Origin of the sequence: Flavobacterium chungangense LMG 26729, from assembly GCF_000735715.2 — a bacterium.
Classification (GTDB): domain Bacteria; phylum Bacteroidota; class Bacteroidia; order Flavobacteriales; family Flavobacteriaceae; genus Flavobacterium; species Flavobacterium chungangense.
Window position 1 is genome coordinate 227979 of the sequence record NZ_JASY01000004.1, and the last position, 19863, is coordinate 247841.

The window sequence follows — 19863 nt, forward strand, 5'->3', positions numbered from 1 at the left end:
ATGAGAAAAGAAAAATGAAAATTTGTTATTACTTTTGAATATATCATTTTTAAAACAAACAAAAATGCAAATTCAGGGACAAATTATTGATATCCGGAACCGACGTATTTATGCTGGGGAAATCACTGTCGAAAACAAAAAAATCACTTCGATAATTGAGAAAAAACACAATGTAAAAAATTACATTCTGCCGGGATTTATTGACGCCCATATTCATATCGAGAGTTCGATGCTCGTTCCTTCCGAGTTTGCAAAAATTGCTGTACTTCACGGAACAGTCGGTACCATTTCTGATCCACACGAAATCGCAAATGTTTTAGGAACGGCAGGCGTTTATTATATGATTGAAAACAGTAAAAAAGTACCGTTGAAATTTCATTTTGGCGCACCGTCCTGTGTTCCTGCAACTTCTTTTGAAAGTGCCGGTGCTATCATAGATTCAGACGGAATTAAGGAATTATTGGCTTCTCCCGACATTTATTATTTGGCAGAAATGATGAATTATCCTGGTGTTTTATTAAATGACGAAGAAGTTTTAAAGAAAATTCAATGGGCGAAACATTTTAACAAACCCGTTGATGGTCATGCACCGGGATTAAGAGGTGAAGCGGTTAAAAAATACATTTCGGCCGGGATTTCTACCGACCACGAATGCTTTACTTTTGAAGAAGCCGAAGAAAAATTATCTCTGGGAATGAAGGTAATTATTCGTGAAGGAAGTGCTGCCAAAAATTTCGAAGCGCTCATCGATTTACTTCCAGAAAATTTCGACAACATGATGTTTTGTTCAGACGACAAACATCCTGATGATTTGATTGTAAGTCATATTAATTCGCTTTGCGCTCGTGCAGTTGCGAAAGGAATTGATGTTTTTAAAGTCTTACAAGCAGCTTGTGTGAATCCTGTGAATCATTATAAAATTGATGTAGGTTTGTTGAAAGTAAACGATGCTGCCGATTTTATAGTAGTCGAAGATTTAGTTGATTTCAAAGTGAAACAAACTTACATCAACGGCGAATTAGTTGCCGAAGACGGTGAGTCTTTCATAAAACATACTCCATTTGAAACGCCCAATAATTTCAATATCACTTCTAAAGAAATAAGCGATTTTAAAGTTTCAGGTTCGGGTTCAAAAATCAGAGTAATTGAAGCTTTGGAAGGACAATTAATTACCAATGAAATTCACCATCAATCATTAATCGTTGATGGAGAAATCGTTTCAGATACCGAAAATGATATTCTGAAAATGGCTGTTGTGAATCGTTATCAGGATACCAAACCTGCTATTGCCTTCATTAAGAATTTTGGTCTGAAAAAAGGTGCTATCGCCAGTTCTGTAGCGCACGATTGTCATAATATTGTTGTTGTGGGAACTTCTGACGAAGAAATTTGCAATGCTGTCAATCTGATTATTAAAAATACTGGTGGAGTTTGTGCCGTAAATGGTTCTGAAAGCAAAATATTGCCGTTGCCTGTTGCCGGAATTATGAGCGACAAAAACGGTTGGGAAACTGGAAAATTATATCAGGAAATTGATGCAATGGCAAAAGAATTGGGGAGCAATCTGAAAGCGCCTTTTATGACGCTTTCGTTTATGGCTCTACTGGTTATTCCCGATTTAAAGTTATCCGATAAAGGATTATTTAGCGGAAATAGTTTTTCATTTGTTGATTTGGAAATTATTTAACCATAAAAGGTCAATTAAGAAGTAACTTATTTTTCTCAATATTAGTGAAAATCCGTTTTATCTGTGGCCAAAATATTTAAGATTTCAAAGTCAAAGCTTCTCCTTGAAATTGAATTCCGTCCCAACCTAAGTTGATGAAGTTTCTAATGTTTTGGTGATTGGTTCCGTTTGGATCTTTTAAAACCTCTTCAAAATAGAAAGCGCCAAAACAGGCTAAAGTTTCTTCTTTGCTTAACTTTTGCAATTTTGCAAAAGAAAACAATTTGCAGGAACCTGAATTTTCGCCTGCAGCGTTATGTTGTGTCCCGTTTTGAAAAGCGGTTGGAGTAAAGTTGTAGTTTTCTTCAATTACTGCAATAGTTTCAGGAAATGTGATTTGTGTGGGTGTTTGTTTTACTTTTTCTAAAAAAGATGCGATGCTCATTGTGTATTTATTTAAGTTTTAATATTACAATTAAAATTATTTTTGGTTTATGAATTTATACAAGTCAGATATTATATTGTCAAGTTGTTCATTATTTTCAATTAGTTCTGGATAACTATAATCTCCATTAATGACAAATCCACATAGCTTAGTTTTATATGAAGATTTTAAAGTGCCACTGTCATCTTTAAATTTTTTAAAATCTTTTATATGATTTTTTTTAAATAAATCAGTAATAAATTGTCCAAGTCCTATTGAAATATAATCTTTTCTATCAAAATAAATTTCATTGACCTTTTGTTTTTCAGAAGAGTTAACTAGCTCGACTAAAAAATCTTTAATAACCTTTACAGGTAAAAGATTTTCAATTTCTCTATAATTTGTATTTTGATATTTAAAGTGCTTTTCTTTTTTAGAGATATCTTCTAATCCTTGCCTTCTTTTAAGTTTTTTATCTTTGGCATTATCGTTATCAGATAGAAGATAAATTTTATTGGATAAAGCAAATGAATTGATTTTTTCTCGAACTTGTTCTTCACTAAAAATTTCCTCGAAATTATCATCAAATAAATAATGTTCAATTAAGTTCCCTCCATATTCAAAAAAAGCAAAATCGATATCTTCTTTTAAATGTTTTCTTGAATGTTTTATACAATAAAGTTTTAAAAAAAATGAAATGTATCTTCTATCAGTTGGACCTTCAACCCAAATAGATGAATTTGCCATTAAAACAGATGAATTGTTTACACCAAGTAAATCAAGAGTTTCCTTATTTGGTTTAACATTCTTAGTCATGAATTTTTCCCGACTTCCTTTATGAAATTGAAATATTGAAATCTCGTCTGTATGAAGTGATAAATCAAGAAAATGATTAGAATGAGTCGTGAAGAAATATCGTAAATTTTTACTTTTTAAATATGGATTATTCAATAATGTCTCAATAAAAATTCTTTGAAGGCCTGGATGTAAATGAGTTTCTGGTTCCTCAATAAAGTACCAAGTGTCATTATCTGAAGTAAAAATTGGAAATAGTAATAAAATTAATTGTTGTATTCCATCTCCAATATTAAAAATGGGATGCATTTCATCACCAATTTTTAATAATAAATTACTATTTTTTTTATCTGGAATTAACTGTAATTTTTCATTTTGATAAAAATTATCTTGTAACCACAATGTGAATTTTTCTAACTTAATGATATCAGCTGAATTGTGTAATTCGAAAACATCGTCAAATAGCATTAAACCAGTAAATACATTTTCTTTTAAGCCATATTTAATTTCAGAAATTTTATTAAAAGACTCTTTATTCAAATTTGAATCGGAAATAATTGATCTTAAAATTGGAATATAAATTTTATGCTTATTTTTATATTGCTCATTATGTTTAAAAAGTTCCAATAAATCAAGCATTGAACTAAGAAGTGATTTTTGATTTTCAAATTTATTAATCTTACCAAGTGCTTTTTCCATTGTTAATGGATATTCTATTTTTTTTTGATAATCCTGTATGTTATTAAATATTATATCAAAGTTATTAACGTAATTAACCTGATTTTTGAAAGTTGTCCAAAGATTTAAAAAATCTTGATCAAAATTTATGCTGTCTTTATCGTTAATTTTGGTATCTAAAAGAATTAATAAATCTGAGATGTTACATTCTGTAATTGGTAATATGTTATAATTATGGGATTTGAAAAAACCTCTCAAAAATCTACTTTTGCCTGAATTATTTGCCCCAACAAAAAAATTTATTAGACTTAATTTTCCAAATACTGCTTTTCCTTTATCAAAAAGCTCTGAGTTATCTAAAAAATAATTATTTTCTGAAGTAGCTGTTTCATTATCAAAGCCAAAGTCTAATTTTCCAAATTCATTTGGAAAACTATCTTTAGAAATTCTTTGACTATAATCAAAATGTATATACATGTTATATTATTCGTCTTTAGAAAACTTACTTTTCTTAGGTTCTTTAGTTATTGTTTTCCCCGCAACAACCACTACAATTTCTCCTCTTGGAGCTGTTTTTTCAAAATGTGCCAGTACTTCTTTAGCGTTTCCGCGGACATTTTCTTCATGTAGTTTTGATAATTCACGCGAAACACAAACTTGTCTGTCTTCTCCAAAATACTGAATAAATTCGCTTAAAGTTTTAACCAGCTTATGAGGCGAAACATACAAAATCATCGTTCTTGTCTCTTCTGCCAAAGCCAAAAAACGGGTTTGACGCCCTTTTTTATCGGGCAGGAAACCTTCAAAAACAAATTTGTCATTTGGGAGTCCGCTGTTTACTAAAGCGGGAACAAAAGCTGTTGCTCCAGGAAGACATTCCACTTCAATTTTATTTTCGACGCAGGCGCGGGTCAGTAAAAATCCGGGATCTGAAATGGCCGGAGTTCCGGCATCTGAAATTAAGGCGATGGTTTCACCAGCTTTCAGACGGGCGATTAGATTGTCGGTTGTTTTGTGTTCGTTGTGCATATGATGGCTGTGCATGTGCGTGCCAATTTCAAAATGCTTCAGGAGTTTACCGCTCGTTCTGGTGTCTTCGGCCAAAATCAGATCGACTTCTTTCAAAATCCTAATGGCTCTGAAAGTCATGTCTTCAAGATTGCCAATTGGTGTTGGAACGATATATAATTTAGACATAGTTTATTTGTGAAATGTAAAATGTGAAAAGAAAAGGGTTATGAAAATTTCTTCTCAATAATTCCAAGAAAACGTTCTTCATAATCTTCTTTTCCCTGCCAGTCGCTGTAATCAGGTTTTACCATGGTTTCGATGAATTCTTTTGCTTCACTAAAACTGTCGAATGTCAATAACTGATTCAAAACACGGCTGTAATCTTCGGTATTATTTCCGAAAAGGTTTTTGGTAAAGGCGATGCGGTCATTTAGATCAATATGAAAACCTTTAGCCAGTTTTTCGTTTAACGGAACAGTTTTAGGTTTTACAGGTTCTGCAATTGTAGCCTGAACAGGTGCCTGCTTCTCTTGAAATTCACTTATTGAGGCTGTAGGAGCAGGAGCGACATTTTTAAAATCATCTACCTTGACAAATTGTGCATCGGCATAATTAACACCCAGAATATCTTCAAACGAAATCGAAACAGCATCTGATTTTGCAGGAGTTGCTGCTTTTTGTTCTTCTGCTATTATTTCTTCTTTTTCTAATTCAAAAGCAGGTTTAAAATCCGGAATTGGTTTTAAATCGTTTACAGTTTTAAACGAAAGTTCTTCTGCAGGTTCTGTTTCCTTTTTGGTTTCAAAAATCGGTTCTTCAATTTTTTCAGCAATTTCCTCGACTACTTCTACAGGTACATCAATTATGATTTCTTGTTTTTTAGTCATTACTTCCGGAACTTCAGCAACTATTTCTGCCGGTGTTTTTTCAATGATTTCAGGTTCAGGAATAGTTTCGGCTTCAATTACAGTTTCTTCAACGGCAGTCGGAAGTGTTTCTTCAGCCTTTATTTCAGCCGGAAGATTTTCCTCTTTTTCAAAAACAGTTTCAACCTGAGATTCTATTTCACTATAACCGATAGTTGGTTTTAAATCGTCGAAATTCTCTTCGACAAATTTTAAAACTGCTAATTTTTCGTATAATTTCTGTGTTTCAAGATATAATTGATTGATATCGGATTTGTTTTTAAGTTTTAAAATTCGATGTGCAATGCTGATTAAATCGGCTTCCAATTTTTTTTTCATAACTGTTGAAATTATAGTGAATAGGGTATTTTAGTATATTTTGAATGTCTTTTTAATTCGCGAAAGAAATTCGCCTGATATTTATTTTCTGTTAATAAACGTGAGCGAATCTTCAGTTTGATAAAAATTCTCTATTTTTGAAAAAGTGTAAAACAACAATTTTCACATCGATTTATTACCAGTACAAAGTAATAAAAACTATTCATTTTTAAAGGTAGAAAAATACAAAATGTTTCTCGAAAATACAGTAAATCACAAAGAACAATTTGGTTGGATTGAAGTTATTTGTGGATCAATGTTTTCGGGTAAGACCGAGGAGTTAATCCGCAGATTAAAACGCGCTCAATTTGCCAAACAAAAAGTAGAAATCTTCAAACCTGCTATTGATACCCGTTATCATGACGAAATGGTGGTATCTCATGATTCTAATGAAATTCGCTCAACTCCAGTTCCGGCTGCTGCTAATATTGCAATATTAGCTCAGGGCTGCGATGTTATCGGAATTGATGAGGCTCAGTTTTTTGATGATGAAATTATTACAGTTTGTAACGATCTTGCGAATCAGGGAATTCGTGTGATTGTTGCCGGTCTGGATATGGATTTTAAAGGAAACCCTTTCGGTCCAATGCCCGGACTTATGGCAACTGCAGAGTATGTAACCAAAGTTCACGCAGTTTGTACCAGAACCGGAAACCTTGCCAATTACAGCTTCCGTAAAACTGATAATGATAAATTGGTAATGCTGGGTGAAACAGAAGAATACGAACCCTTGAGCCGTGCAGCATACTTTAATGCAATGAAAAAAAGTCAGGAGAAATAATGAAGTCCTAAATATTTTATGCCTTAACACTACTAACATGAGAAAACAAAATATTTTATTTTTAGCAATCCTTGTAATTGCAATGGGCATAGCGGGTTATTTTTATTTTTTTATCGCTGAAAATACTGAAGAGATAAATATTGAAGCAACCCAATTGGTAGAAAAGTACAATAGAAATTGCCCGTTGACTATCCAGGAAGGGATTCGTTTAGACAGTGTGAGTTTACATGAAGAAAGAATAGTTCAGTACAATTTGACTTTTTTGAATGTTGTAAAAGAAACGGCTGAGGTAGATGTAATAAAAAAGGAAATTGAAAAAAGTCTGATCAGTACAGCTAAAGCAAATACGGGATTTCAGGTTTTCAGGGACAATGATTATACTTTGGCGTACAGTTACAGTGATAAAAATAAAGCATTTTTGTTTGATGTGAAGATATTTCCGGATCAGTATAAATAAGCTTTTAATCCAAATAAAAACCCGACATAATGTGAATTTTGTCGGGTTTTGTATTTTCTAAAAATAATTAAATCTTCTTTCTCATTCGGGCAACCGGAATATCAAGCTGTTCCCGGTATTTTGCAATAGTTCTCCTGGCAATCGGGTATCCTTTTTCTTTTAAAATTTCGGCCAATTGATCGTCCGGAAGCGGTTTCTTTTTGTCTTCTTCTTCAATCGTATTCTTAAGAATTTTTTTGATTTCTAAAGTGGAAACATCTTCTCCCTGATCATTTTTCATTGCCTCAGAGAAAAATTCCTTAATTAGTTTTGTTCCGTATGGCGTTTCCACATATTTACTGTTAGCAACACGTGAAATCGTCGAAATATCCAAACCAACCATATCTGCAATATCTTTTAAGATCATGGGTTTTAGTTTGGTTTCGTCGCCGTCTAAGAAAAATTCTTCCTGATAATGCATAATCGCATTCATGGTTACAAAGAGTGTTTCCTGACGTTGTCTGATGGCATCGATAAACCATTTAGCCGAATCCAGTTTTTGTTTGATAAACTGAACCGCATCTTTCTGTGCTGTTGATTTATCACGAGAATCTTTATACGTCTGCATCATTTCCTGATAATCTTTAGAAACGTGCAGGGAAGGAGCATTTCGTCCGTTTAAAGTCAGTTCCAGTTCGCCATCAACAATTCTGATCGCAAAATCCGGAACTACATTTTCTGTAACTTTATTATTCCCTGTAAATGAACCGCCCGGTTTAGGATTCAGACGCTCAATTTCGTGAATTGCTTTTTTAAGCTGCTCGTTTGAGACGCTGTATTTCTGTAATAATTTGTCGTAATGTTTCTTCGTAAAAGCATCAAACTGATTCTCTATGATATCAATAGCCAAATCAACATATTCGGTTGGTGTTTTATGTTTTAACTGAAGCAATAAACATTCTTGTAAATCACGTGCTCCAACCCCTGAAGGTTCTAATTCGTGAATAACATGCAGCATTTTTTCGACCATTGCTTCATCAGTGTAAATTCCCTGAGTAAAAGCCATATCGTCTACAATATCCGGAATGCTTCTGCGAATGTAACCCATATCATCAATACTTCCAACAAGGAATTCAGCGATTTCGCGCTCTTCATCATTCAAAATAAAAGTATTCAACTGATTGATCAAATCCTGATGAAAACTTATCGGCGAAGCAAAAGGTGTTTCACGTTCTTCTTCGTCTCCATAATTATTAACCTGAGTCTTGTAATCAGGCGTATCGTCGTCGCTTAAGTATTCGTCAATGTTAATGTCTTCCGCTTCGATTCTGTCAGATTCTGCATCATCATAATCGTCGTAGTCTTCATTGGCAAATTCATCAGCTTCATATTCATCTTCCTGTCCTGCTTCTAAAGCCGGATTTTCGTTCATTTCTTCCAATAAACGCTGTTCAAAAGCTTGCGTAGGCAATTGAATTAACTTCATCAGCTGAATTTGCTGTGGAGATAATTTTTGTGATAATTTTAAATTTAAAAATTGCTTTAGCATATTTTGAGTTAAGAGTTATAAGTTAAGAGTTATGAGTTTTCTGCCCATGAACTTGTAACTTATAACAGTTATATGTTTCTTTTAAATGATTATGAGTCAAGAATTAACTCTTAACTCATAACTCATAATTTATAACTTTCTATTAAAATTCTGCGCTGCCAGGAGTTCTTGGGAAAGGAATCACGTCTCTAATGTTTGTCATTCCAGTTACAAACAATACCAGACGTTCAAATCCTAAACCGAAACCTGCGTGAGTTGCAGAACCAAATCTTCTTGTATCTAAGTACCAGTATAATTCTTCTTCGTCTATTTCTAAGGCTTTCATTTTTTCAACCAAAACATCGTAACGCTCTTCTCTTTCAGAACCACCAACGATTTCTCCAATTCCAGGGAAAAGGATATCCATTGCACGAACTGTTTCTCTTCCTGGTTCGGTGTTGTCGTTCAAACGCATGTAAAACGCTTTGATGTTTGCTGGGTAATCAAATAAAATTACCGGACATTTAAAGTGTTTTTCAACTAAATAACGCTCGTGTTCTGACTGTAAATCAGCTCCCCATTCGTTGATGATATATTGAAATTTCTTCTTTTTATTAGGAGTTGAATCTCTTAAAATGTCAATTGCTTCGGTATAAGAAACACGTTTGAAGTTGTTCTCTAATACAAAGTTTAATTTTTCTAACAAACTCATTTCGCTTCTTTCAGCCTGAGGTTTAGATTTTTCTTCTTCTAAAAGTCTTCCTTCCAGGAATTTCAAATCGTCTCCGCAATTGTCTAAAGCATATTTAATTACATACTGAATAAAATCTTCAGCCAAATCCATGTTGTCATCAAGGTTGTTGAAAGCAACTTCCGGTTCAATCATCCAGAATTCTGCCAGGTGACGGGAAGTGTTTGAATTTTCAGCTCTAAAAGTTGGTCCAAAAGTATAAATCTGACCCAAAGCCATTGCGAACGTTTCTCCTTCTAATTGTCCCGAAACCGTTAAGTTCGTATGTTTTCCAAAGAAATCTTTTTTGAAATCAATGTTTCCTTCTTCATTTTTTGGAAGATTATCCAATGGCAATGAAGTTACCTGGAACATTTCTCCGGCACCTTCCGCATCAGCTCCGGTAATGATTGGTGTGTTTACATAAACAAAACCTTTATCCTGAAAATATTTGTGAACTGCAAATGACAATACAGAACGCACACGCATAATCGCACCAAAAGCATTTGTACGTACGCGCAAGTGAGCATTTTCACGTAAAAATTCTAAAGAGTGCTTTTTAGGCTGCATTGGGAATTTCTCCGCATCAGAATCTCCTAAAATTTCAAGTTTGTTAACCTGAATTTCGTATTTCTGACCGGCACCTTTACTTTCAACCAAAGTTCCAAAAACAGAAACCGCAGCTCCGGTCGTAATTCTTTTTAAAGTTTCTTCCGGTGTGTTTTCAAAATCAACAACACATTGTATATTATTAATTGTAGAACCGTCATTAAGCGCGATGAACTGATTATTTCTAAAAGTTCTCACCCATCCTTTTGCATTCACTTCCTGTAGCGTCGTCGTACTGTTTAATAAGTCTTTAACCTTTGTGTGTTTCATTTTAATTTTAGATTTTAGATTGCTGATATTAGATTAATATAAGATCAGTGTTTTGTATCGAATTGCAAATATAATCGATAATAATTAATTTTTGAAGCTGTTTCCTGCTCTTCGCTGTATCTTTCTATTTTTAAAGAAAAAATAGAAAGGATGCCGCTTCGATCAGGGCTAGGGGACTCGGTTTCAGAAGAAGTCTTTTGGATTAGTTTGTCATTCTAAAAAACGAGTAATCACACTAGTAATTATGGCATTATTTTATTGTATTAAATTTCGCTTTTTCTCGTTTTTTCGAAATTTAGTTATCAAATAAAGAAAAATAAGGGAACCCAAAATCGATAAAATTGCAGTAAAATAATTATACGGTTCAGTAATTTGTTTTAAATTTTCAGAATCATTAATCTTTATAGATTTGAAAAAAAGCTCTTTATTTTGCTTGCTATAATTTTCAACTTTTGAGTAAATAAATATATAAGTTATACCATTTAAAAATAAGATTTGACTTTCTCCAATTTCTTCTTCGGAAGTATTTCCTTTAAAATTCAATTTGTAAGCTAAAAAAGTATTGATTTTTATTTCTGACGAGTCTTTGAGAAATAAACCTTTTTTGCCATGCTTTTAATTTGCTTGGCTATTTTAATTTTGTAATTTCTTTTTAATTCAGTTAGATTTTTAGGTTTTTCTTCGCTTAACGTATCATTAGGAATTACATTTACTTTCATTGCGATGAAAGAATCTTCTTTTGAATTTAGATAATAGGCTTTTCCTTTAACGCTTTTCTCGTTTATTTCAAAGATTTCTGGTTTGCCGGGAAAGGTTATTGTAATATTTTTATCAATTTTAGTTTGACCCAAAAAGGTAAAAGAATTTAGTAATATGATATAAAATAAAATGTGCTTCATAATTCTTCTTGCAAGGTTCTGTCAGATAAATGATTCGCGCCAATTTCGTGAAATTCGTGGCAAAAAACTTTTATTTCTCTAAATTCTCCAATTCATCTTTCTTAATTTTCATCTTCTCAAAAGGCAAAAAATAGCGAAGACTATATAAATGAAATTAAGAAACGCCTTTGGGAATAAGGAACAAATATACTATTAACAGTTTAAAATGTAAAGCACAAACAAATCTGCATGTTTTAATAAGAGGATGGAATAAAAAAAGCTGCAACTTTTTATGGTTACAGCTTTTGAAATTATTATAAAACTTTAACTTAGTTCTTTATAAATTTAAATGTCTGATTGTTATCAGTAGACAAAATATACAAGCCATTACTTAAACCGGAAACATCAACAGACTGTATATTTTGAGGATCTTTAATCGTTTTTACCGTCCTTCCGGCAGTGTCACTGATAATTAAAGATTTTACGTTTGACTCAGAACTAATATTCAGGTTGTCCTGAACCGGATTCGGGTAAAATACCACTTTATTGATTTGGTTTTCAAATTTTTCATTTGCCAGAGTGATGTTAGCTCCAATAAAAGTAATGTCGTCTATGTAAAACGTAGTAGTACTTTTTCCTAAATCAAGATTAAGTCTGGTTGAAGTGCTTTTTGCAGCAAAAGTATAACTTATTTGTTGCCATGATGCACCTATTGTTGTGTTTGGGCCATAGTTCGCACTTGTAGCAGTAGTTGAAAATCTTACTGTGCTTCCGGCTACAGAGGCTTTGATCCACATACTTGCAGTATAATTTCTTCCTACTACCAGATTCATTGCATCGCTCACAAGCTGTACGTTGTATTCATTTGCTCCGGTAGATATGGCTTTAAGAGCTCTTGCACCACCATGAACTTCTACCGTTTCTGCTGTCAGATTAGCTGCTCCATTATATTTCGACCAGTTGGTAAACGTATCTCCTGTTCCGGCTTCAAGATTTCCATTTAAGATAAAATCTGAGGTAGGTGCAGTAGATACATCATATAGTGCAACATCATCAACATAAAAGGTATCTGTCCCTTTTCCTAAATCTAAATTTATCTTAGTTGTTGTGGCAGTAGCAGTAAAACTTAAAATACACGTTTGCCATCCTGTAGTAACTGTAAAAGCAGATCCGTAAACAGCAGTTCCTCCTGAAGTTGAAAAACGAACTGTATTTCCTCCGGTAGTTCCTTTTATCCACATACTTACTTCATAATTGTGCCCAATTACGGTAGTAATATCATCAGATTGAAGTTGGACGCTGTATTCATTTGCTCCTGTAGAAATTGCTTTTAGAGATCTTGAACCACCGTGTACATTTACAAGATCTGCTGTTAAGTTGGCACCTCCGTTAGTTTTTGTCCAGTTGGTGAAAACGTCTCCGGTTCCTGCCTCAAAGTTTCCATTGAGAATTAAGTTTTGTGCGCTTAATGAAGTAATACTAGCAGTGAATGCTAAAAAAAGTAGTTTTTTAATCATGGTTTAGTTTTTTGAAGGTTTATAGTTAATAAATTTAAAACAATCGATTGTGTAAATAATCAATAATTTTAACAAATGTATGTTTTTTTTGATTGAAATAATATTTTTTAATTATTAATAATCAATGAGTTGGTAAGTATTGTTTGATTGTAAAAATTTCAAGCAACCGTTTGTGTAATATTGATAATTTTTAATTTAAAAACCCAAAAAACAATCAATTTTTTAAACTTTCTGAACAAAAAAAAACTACAACCGAAAAGTTGTAGTTTATAACGTATTATAATATGTAATTATAGTGTATGTAAGAATTATGGATTTACAGCAACTATTTTACCAAAGGCTCCAAATCTTCAGTCTTGGCTTTTTTCTTCTCAAAAGTCAGAACCAAAGCCGGTAAAACTAATAAATTGGCAAACATAGCAAAAGCCAAAGTACAGGAAATTAATCCTCCTAAAGCAATTGTGCCACTAAAACTTGACAAGGTAAAAGTGGCAAAACCTAAAATTAAAACCACGGATGTATAAAAAGTACTGATTCCGGTTTCTCTTAAAGCACTGAAAACTGATTTTTTTATTTTACCGTTACTTTGTAATAAGTCATGTCTGTATTTTGCCATAAACTGAATGGCATTATCTACGGAAATTCCAAATGCAATACTAAATACTAAAATCGTTGACGGTTTTAACGGAATTCCGAAGTATCCCATTAATCCGGATGTAATGCAAAGCGGTAAAATATTCGTAATTACAGATGCCATAACCATTTTTAATGATCTAAACAGGTACATCATCAGGACTACTATGGTTAAAATGGCAAATATTAAGGATTCAATTAAATTATCAACCAAATAAGATGTTCCTTTTTGAAAAACCAATGCTTTTCCGGTAACGGTTACTTCATAACGATCGGCTGGGAAAATTTCATCAATTTTTGAGTGTAGTTTTTTCTCAACTTTTGCCATTTCATCTGTGCCAATATCCTTCATAAAAGTGGTAATTCGAGCGTATTGTCCAGTTGAATCAACATAAGATTTCATCAGATTATCCTTGCTGTTTTTCGTAGCATTTTTTGCATAACTCAAAATAAAAGTCTGCTCCTGCGAAGTCGGCAACTGATAATATTCAGGGTTACCATTATAAAATGCCTGTTTTGAGTATTTAACCAAATTCACAATCGAAACAGGTTTAGATAATTCAGGCATACTTGCTATGGTATTTTGCAACTCATCCATTTTTCGCATTGTCGACAATTTCATAACACCTTTTTTACGTTTGGTATTAATCATAATCTCAAGAGGCATTACACCATTGAATTCTTTTTCGTAAAACAAAATATCCTTAAAAAAAGAAGCGCTTTTTGGCATTTCACCAATCAGACTTCCGGAAACTTTCATTTGAGAAACTCCTATAACGCTAAAAATCAAAAGCAAGCCGTAAATGGTATAAATTACTTTTCGTTTATTTTTAACCACATTTTCAACCCAATCCAGTAAAATTGAAATATAGGTTTTATTTAAATGGTACAAATGTTTTTCTTTTGGCAGTGGCATGAAACTGTACACAATTGGAACAATTACCAAAGTCAGTAGATAAACCGATATTACATTGATAGATGTTACGAGACCAAATTCAAAAAGTAAATCGTTACCCGTAATCATAAAGGTTGCAAAACCAATAGCAGTTGTCAGATTCGTCATCAGGGTCGAAACTCCAATTTTAGAAATGATACGCTGCAAAGCTTTTGCCTGATTGCTGTGAAGCTTGATTTCCTGCTGGTATTTATTAATCAGGAAAATACAATTAGTGATTCCGATTACGATAATCAACGGTGGAATAATAGCTGTTAAAACTGTAATTTTATAATGAAACAGTCCTAATGTTCCAAAAGACCACATTACGCCAAAAATCAAAATGAATATGGAAATAAAAGTAGCTCTGAACGAACGGAAAAAGAAAAAGAAAATCAACGAAACAACCCCTAAGGCAGCACCGATAAACAGTCCGATTTCGCCTTTCATATCATTTGCATTGATAGTCCTGATGTAAGGCATTCCGGAAACTTTTAAGTCAACACCCGTAGTTTTTTCAAACTTATCAATTTTCGGAACTAAATTTTCAAGAATAAAAGTCTTTCTTTCAGCAGTATTTACAAGGTTTTTGTTAATATAAATTGCAGAACGCACACTTCCGCTTTCTTTGTTAAACAACAATCCTTCATAAAAAGGCAGATTGTTAAATAAGTCAAACTGAACCTTTTTTAAATAAGCCGGATCCAGGGTTTTACTTTGATCGATAAACGGAGAAAGTACAAATTTTTCATTGATGGTATCTTTTTCCAGCTTTTTCAAATCATTTAAAGAAACTACTAAATCAACTTCTTTTGATTTTTTTAAGCTCGTCATCAATTCGTTCCAGGCGGCATAATTTTTTGGTTTAAAAAAGTTTGGATCCTTAAAACCAATTACTACGAGATTTCCTTCTTCTCCAAATTTATCTAAGAATTTTTGATATTCTTTATTTGCAATATGATCTTTCGGGAGCAGATTAGCTTCGGTATAAGTCATGGCAAGATTTTTCCATTGAAAAGCAAGGAAAACTGTGATTGCTGCCACAATAACCAATATCGTGATTCTGTTTTTAAGTATGATTCGGGCAATTTTTTCCCAAAAACCTACTTGTATGGAGTTTTTCATAAAATTTGTAAAATGGATGCAAATGTAGTGAAAAGTGCTATAAATGATGAACAATGCCCCTTGTTTTTGCGATTTGTTAACATTAATTAACAGTTTCGTTTATTCGGATATTCAGTGTTTTCTGTAATTTATATGATTGCTTTTCTCATCTTTGTATTGAAGTTTAAAAAGAATAAAAAATGAATTGGATTTTATTAATCATTGCCGGACTTTTTGAAGTTGGTTTTGCGTCCTGTTTAGGTAAAGCCAAAGAAACGACAGGAATTGTATCGACTTATTGGATGATTGGATTTTTTGTCTGTCTTTCGATTAGCATGATTTTGCTTTATAAGGCCACACAGGTTTTGCCAATAGGAACTGCTTATGCCGTTTGGACAGGAATTGGTGCTGTTGGAACCGTTTTAGTTGGGATTTTGATTTTTAAAGAACCGGCAACTTTCTGGAGAATATTTTTTCTTTCAACATTAATCGCTTCAATTATTGGATTAAAGTTTGTTTCCAGTCATTAAAATATTTCAGATTAATTAAATAACCAATGAATACGATGCTGGAAAACAACACGATAACCTTTATTTTTTTAGCAATCATTTTATTGCTGATCATCATTATTGGTTTTATGGTGTATCAATTAATGCAGTCTAAAAAAGCAAAGGAAAATGCCGAAGAAAGTTTTTATGCTCTTGAAAGAAAAGTGAACGATTTGCAGTTAGAAACTTTAGAATCCAAACTGAATCCGCATTTGTTTAAGAATATCCTCAACTCTATTCAGTCCCATGCCTATCAGACTTATTTTGCTTTGGATAAACTGGCCAATGTTCTGGATTACATTTTATACGAAAGCAAAAAGAAATTTGTTACCGCCAAAGAAGAAATTGATTTTGCACTGAACCTGATTGAAATTAATAAAATCAAAATCAGTCCGCTCTTTGAGTTGAAGATAAAAACCAACATCAACAAAGAAGACAAATTATACGAACAACCCTTACTGGCGCCTTTAATTTCGATTGATTTAATTGAAAATGCTTTTAAACACGCCGATCTTCAAAGTGCAGATGCCTTTATTTCGGTCGTTTTTGAGTTTAAAGACAATGCTTTTTTTATGACGGTTTCAAATAAAATTTCGGATAAAAAAGTGTTGAAAAAAGAACGTGGCGGATTAGGAAATACAACTCTGGAACACCGCTTAAGAATTATTTATAAAAACAACTTCAAACTCGAAAGGTTTACAGAAAACGATATTTATATTGCACATTTAAAAATAGATTTACTTGAATACAAAACTGAAATGCTTGCTACTGGACGATGAGTTACCGGGTTTAACGTATTTGAAAATGCTTTGCGAACAAATTCCCGAAATTGAAATCGTAAAAACATTTAATAATCCGGAAAAACTGCTTGCCGAAATTTCGGATCTCGATTTTGATTTATTAATATCAGACATTGAAATGCCCGGAATCGACGGTTTGCATCTGGCCGAAATGATTCAGGACAAATTAGTAATTTTCTGTACAGCCTATAAAAATTATGCTGCAGATGCCTTTAATATCGATGCGGTAGATTATATTACAAAACCCGTTAAACTCGAACGTTTGCAAAAAGCAATTTCAAAAGCTTATGAACGTTTCAATAAACCGGAAGCAGCTAAAAAATTTATCCAGCTAAATACAGACAGAGGGAAAACGTTATTGTATTTTAACCAAATTCAGTATATCAAAACGGCCATAAGCGACAGCCGTGACAAGACAGTACTTTTGACAGACGGAAGTTTTTTGAATTTAAAAAATGTGAAATTCGATACACTTTTAAAAGAATTGCCGGAAACTGATTTTTGTCGAATTAATAAAAAAGAAATTGTAGCGGTAAAAGCAATAAAATTTTTTAATCATAACGAGATTGTGTTGCATCATTTAGAAAAAAATGACAAAAACAGTACCTTAATTCTGAGTGAAACGTATCGTTCTGACTTTTTGAAAAAGGTCAAAATTTAGAATATAATACATGTCACGCTGAGCGGAGTCGAAGCCATTTTGTGTTATTTAGCCTTCGACTTCGCTCAGGATGACAGCTGTTTTTATAACTTATTACAAAGTTTTTCAGACTTGTTACATAGATTGAAAATTAGCTGTAAATTTACTTTTTCACTACCTATTCAGTGCTGATATTTGCCCCATAATTTAAAATACGGGTTATGAATAATATTAAAAATTCTTTATTCTACGTTACAGTCATTGGAGGGTTTACTGCTTTGATATATTGGGTGATCTCTAAAGGTGCTTCGCTAGAAGCAGGACGAGGAATCGTTCATAAAAAAATAGAAAGTAATCACTGGAATGACTTTCTTCATTCGATGGTTGAAAATTTACAGCATCCATTAGCTATTTTACTGGCGCAAATCGTAACCATTATCCTGGCAGCACGTTTGTTCGGTTGGTTTTTTAGAAAAATTGGACAGCCATCTGTAATTGGAGAAATGATTGCCGGAATTGTTTTAGGCCCCTCTTTGGTCGGGATGTATTTTCCGGAATTTTCAGCAGCTTTGTTTCCAAAAGAATCTTTAGGAAATCTGCAATTCTTAAGTCAGATTGGTTTGATACTTTTTATGTTCGTGATCGGGATGGAACTGGATTTAAAAGTACTTAAAAATAAAGCACATGAGTCTGTGGTAATCAGTCACGCCAGTATTGTGATTCCGTTTGCTTTAGGATTGACCCTTGCTTATTTTGTTTATGGAACTTTTGCGCCGCAAGGAGTGGCATTTTCTTCCTTCGGTTTATTTATGGGAATTGCAATGAGTATAACGGCTTTTCCGGTTTTGGCCAGAATTGTCCAGGAACGGGGTATGCAAAAAACAAAACTTGGTACTATTGCCATAACTTGCGCCGCTGCAGATGATATCACGGCCTGGTGCATTCTGGCAGTTGTAATTGCAATTGTAAAGGCAGGCTCACTTGCGAGTTCATTATATGTTATTGGATTAGCGATTTTATACGTAATCGTAATGTTAAAAATAGTTCGTCCGTTCCTGAAGCGTGTTGGAGATTTAAATTCAACTCGTGAAAGTCTGAACAAACCTGTAGTTGCTATTTTCTTCATAACACTTTTGTTTTCTTCATACGCATCAGAATTAATTGGGATTCATGCTTTGTTTGGAGCATTTTTAGCCGGAGCCATTATGCCGGAAAACAATAAATTCAGAAATATTTTTATCGAAAAAGTCGAAGACGTTTCTATCATCGTTTTATTGCCTTTATTCTTTGTGTTTACTGGTTTACGTACGCAGATTGGTTTGCTTAACGATCCTTATTTATGGAAAGTCACGGCTGTAATTATTGCAGTTGCAGTTGTTGGAAAATTCTTTGGAAGTGCTTTTGCAGCAAAATTCGTTGGACAAAACTGGAAAGACAGTTTGGCTATTGGAGCCTTAATGAATACACGTGGATTAATGGAATTGGTCGTTTTAAATATTGGTTATGACCTGGGAGTTTTGTCAACGGAGATTTTTACGATGATGGTTATTATGGCTTTGGTTACTACTTTTATGACTGGCCCGGCCTTAGATTTTATTGGTTATATTTTTAAGGATAAACCAACAATAGTACCTCAGGAAATTGGAAACAAAAGCAAGTACAAAATTCTCCTTTCGTTTGCAACTCCGGAAAGAGGCAAAAAACTTTTGCAGATAGCCAATAGTTTAGTCAAAAAACAATCCGATAATTCGATTGTAACAGCGATGCATTTGTCTTTGAGTACCGAAATTCACTCTTTTGATGTCAAGGATCATGAACGCAAAATGCTGGTTCCGGTTATCGAAGAATCTGAGCGTTTGAACCAGAATATGGTAAGCGTTTTTAAAGTAACAAATGATATTGATACCGAAATTATAGACACTGCAAATCAGGGAGAATATGATTTGTTGCTGGTAGGGTTAGGGCAATCTATTTTTGAAGGAACTCTGCTTGGTAAAATATTAGGGTTTACATCGAGAATTGTAAATCCGGATCGTTTGATCGATAAGTTTACCGGAAAAGAAGGTCTGTTTGAAAACTCTCCCTTTGATGAAAGAACCCGCCATATTATTGCCAAAACTAAAATGCCGGTTGGAATTTTTATTGACAAAGATCTGGAAGAAGTAGACCGCATTTTTATGCCTGTTTTTAGTAAAGAAGATTCTTTTTTGATTGATTATGCAAAGAAATTAATTAATAATAACGGTTCGCAAATTACAGTTCTTGATGCTAGTGGCGAAGTAAAAAGCACCCGGGACATGCAGGAAAGTATTCGTTCGATTGAACAGATTGCACCAAACCACATTATGATTATGCACGACAGAACTATAAAAAAAGAGTTTTTAGAAACTCAAAATTTAATGATTATAAGTTTAGACAGCTGGAAAAAACTGATTGAATCTCAAAGTATCTGGCTGAATAATACGCCATCAGTTTTAATTTTGAAGCCATAAGGTTTTTTTAATTCCAATATAAAAATCCCAAATTCCAATTTTATGATTGGGGTTTGGGATTTCGTTTTATGCAATTGTTTTACCACGTTTTATTGTCATCCTCATC

General features: G+C 33.2%; 16 protein-coding genes. 7 read left to right on the forward strand and 9 right to left on the reverse strand.

All coding sequences use genetic code 11. From position 1 onward, the window contains the following. Positions 1-64 precede the first annotated feature (64 nt). On the forward strand, positions 65-1687 hold the full coding sequence (gene ade, locus JE46_RS10290; RefSeq protein ID WP_031455195.1) for an adenine deaminase: 1623 nt from the start codon (positions 65-67) through the stop codon (positions 1685-1687). Between the two features lie 76 nt (positions 1688-1763). On the opposite strand, the gene JE46_RS10295 is transcribed toward ade, so the two are convergent. From JE46_RS10295 to JE46_RS10310, 4 genes are read right to left on the reverse strand one after another with little or no spacing between them, the layout of a single operon-like run. After that, positions 1764-2111, reverse strand: coding sequence for a HopJ type III effector protein (locus tag JE46_RS10295; protein WP_031455196.1), 348 nt, complete (start codon positions 2109-2111; stop codon positions 1764-1766). 36 nt (positions 2112-2147) lie between these two features. Next, a complete protein-coding gene (locus JE46_RS10300; RefSeq protein WP_031455197.1) occupies positions 2148-4040 on the reverse strand; it encodes an AAA family ATPase in 1893 nt (630 codons plus the stop codon). Positions 4041-4046: 6 nt separating this feature from the next. Next, positions 4047-4760 (reverse strand): 16S rRNA (cytidine(1402)-2'-O)-methyltransferase, encoded by a 714-nt coding sequence (gene rsmI, locus JE46_RS10305; protein ID WP_031455198.1) that lies wholly within the window; start codon positions 4758-4760, stop codon positions 4047-4049. Positions 4761-4798: 38 nt separating this feature from the next. Further along, positions 4799-5818 carry a hypothetical protein gene (locus JE46_RS10310; RefSeq protein WP_031455199.1) on the reverse strand — a complete coding sequence of 340 codons (1020 nt, stop codon included), beginning with the start codon at positions 5816-5818 and terminating at the stop codon, positions 4799-4801. A gap of 229 nt (positions 5819-6047) precedes the next feature. Between JE46_RS10310 and JE46_RS10315 the strand changes: the two genes are divergently transcribed. Next, a complete protein-coding gene (locus JE46_RS10315) occupies positions 6048-6638 on the forward strand; it encodes a thymidine kinase (protein ID WP_031455200.1) in 591 nt (196 codons plus the stop codon). 37 nt (positions 6639-6675) lie between these two features. Continuing rightward, positions 6676-7095 (forward strand): hypothetical protein, encoded by a 420-nt coding sequence (locus JE46_RS10320; RefSeq protein WP_031455201.1) that lies wholly within the window; start codon positions 6676-6678, stop codon positions 7093-7095. A 67-nt stretch (positions 7096-7162) separates the two neighbouring features. Here the strand turns inward: JE46_RS10320 and rpoN are convergent, their stop codons facing one another. From rpoN to JE46_RS10350, 5 genes are all read right to left on the reverse strand, one after another. Next, positions 7163-8623, reverse strand: a complete 1461-nt coding sequence (gene rpoN / locus JE46_RS10325) for an RNA polymerase factor sigma-54 (protein WP_031455202.1) — start codon at positions 8621-8623, stop codon at positions 7163-7165. Positions 8624-8765: 142 nt separating this feature from the next. Further along, complete coding sequence (asnS, locus tag JE46_RS10330) at positions 8766-10211, reverse strand: asparagine--tRNA ligase (RefSeq protein WP_031455203.1); 1446 nt, start codon at positions 10209-10211, stop codon at positions 8766-8768. A gap of 569 nt (positions 10212-10780) precedes the next feature. After that, entirely contained in the window at positions 10781-11110 is a 330-nt protein-coding gene (locus tag JE46_RS10340) for a hypothetical protein (RefSeq protein WP_031455205.1), read from the reverse strand. A gap of 308 nt (positions 11111-11418) precedes the next feature. Further along, positions 11419-12606, reverse strand: coding sequence for a carbohydrate binding domain-containing protein (locus JE46_RS10345; protein ID WP_051872867.1), 1188 nt, complete (start codon positions 12604-12606; stop codon positions 11419-11421). 325 nt (positions 12607-12931) lie between these two features. After that, positions 12932-15298 carry an efflux RND transporter permease subunit gene (locus JE46_RS10350; protein WP_031455207.1) on the reverse strand — a complete coding sequence of 789 codons (2367 nt, stop codon included), beginning with the start codon at positions 15296-15298 and terminating at the stop codon, positions 12932-12934. Between the two features lie 179 nt (positions 15299-15477). Here JE46_RS10350 and JE46_RS10355 point away from each other — a divergent pair, with 179 nt between their 5' ends. The 4 genes from JE46_RS10355 to JE46_RS10370 all read left to right on the forward strand — a co-directional run bounded on the left by JE46_RS10355 (position 15478) and on the right by JE46_RS10370 (position 19757). Further along, entirely contained in the window at positions 15478-15807 is a 330-nt protein-coding gene (locus tag JE46_RS10355) for a DMT family transporter (protein WP_031455208.1), read from the forward strand. A 35-nt stretch (positions 15808-15842) separates the two neighbouring features. Then, positions 15843-16604: a sensor histidine kinase gene (locus JE46_RS10360; protein ID WP_031455209.1), complete on the forward strand. Its 762-nt coding sequence runs from the start codon at positions 15843-15845 to the stop codon at positions 16602-16604. Continuing rightward, complete coding sequence (locus JE46_RS10365; protein ID WP_031455210.1) at positions 16567-17286, forward strand: LytR/AlgR family response regulator transcription factor; 720 nt, start codon at positions 16567-16569, stop codon at positions 17284-17286. The genes JE46_RS10360 and JE46_RS10365 overlap by 38 nt, the downstream gene beginning before the upstream one ends. A gap of 200 nt (positions 17287-17486) precedes the next feature. Further along, positions 17487-19757 (forward strand): cation:proton antiporter, encoded by a 2271-nt coding sequence (locus JE46_RS10370; protein WP_031455211.1) that lies wholly within the window; start codon positions 17487-17489, stop codon positions 19755-19757. The last annotated feature ends 106 nt before the right edge of the window (positions 19758-19863 follow it).

Bases quoted from the DNA above. Each gene is read 5' to 3' on its own strand.
- ade (WP_031455195.1), top strand. From the start codon at position 65: ATGCAAATTCAGGGACAAATTATTGATATCCGGAACCGACGTATTTAT.
- JE46_RS10295 (WP_031455196.1), bottom strand. From the start codon at position 2,111: ATGAGCATCGCATCTTTTTTAGAAAAAGTAAAACAAACACCCACACAA.
- JE46_RS10300 (WP_031455197.1), bottom strand. From the start codon at position 4,040: ATGTATATACATTTTGATTATAGTCAAAGAATTTCTAAAGATAGTTTT.
- rsmI (WP_031455198.1), bottom strand. From the start codon at position 4,760: ATGTCTAAATTATATATCGTTCCAACACCAATTGGCAATCTTGAAGAC.
- JE46_RS10310 (WP_031455199.1), bottom strand. From the start codon at position 5,818: ATGAAAAAAAAATTGGAAGCCGATTTAATCAGCATTGCACATCGAATT.
- JE46_RS10315 (WP_031455200.1), top strand. From the start codon at position 6,048: ATGTTTCTCGAAAATACAGTAAATCACAAAGAACAATTTGGTTGGATT.
- JE46_RS10320 (WP_031455201.1), top strand. From the start codon at position 6,676: ATGAGAAAACAAAATATTTTATTTTTAGCAATCCTTGTAATTGCAATG.
- rpoN (WP_031455202.1), bottom strand. From the start codon at position 8,623: ATGCTAAAGCAATTTTTAAATTTAAAATTATCACAAAAATTATCTCCA.
- asnS (WP_031455203.1), bottom strand. From the start codon at position 10,211: ATGAAACACACAAAGGTTAAAGACTTATTAAACAGTACGACGACGCTA.
- JE46_RS10340 (WP_031455205.1), bottom strand. From the start codon at position 11,110: ATGAAGCACATTTTATTTTATATCATATTACTAAATTCTTTTACCTTT.
- JE46_RS10345 (WP_051872867.1), bottom strand. From the start codon at position 12,606: ATGATTAAAAAACTACTTTTTTTAGCATTCACTGCTAGTATTACTTCA.
- JE46_RS10350 (WP_031455207.1), bottom strand. From the start codon at position 15,298: ATGAAAAACTCCATACAAGTAGGTTTTTGGGAAAAAATTGCCCGAATC.
- JE46_RS10355 (WP_031455208.1), top strand. From the start codon at position 15,478: ATGAATTGGATTTTATTAATCATTGCCGGACTTTTTGAAGTTGGTTTT.
- JE46_RS10360 (WP_031455209.1), top strand. From the start codon at position 15,843: ATGCTGGAAAACAACACGATAACCTTTATTTTTTTAGCAATCATTTTA.
- JE46_RS10370 (WP_031455211.1), top strand. From the start codon at position 17,487: ATGAATAATATTAAAAATTCTTTATTCTACGTTACAGTCATTGGAGGG.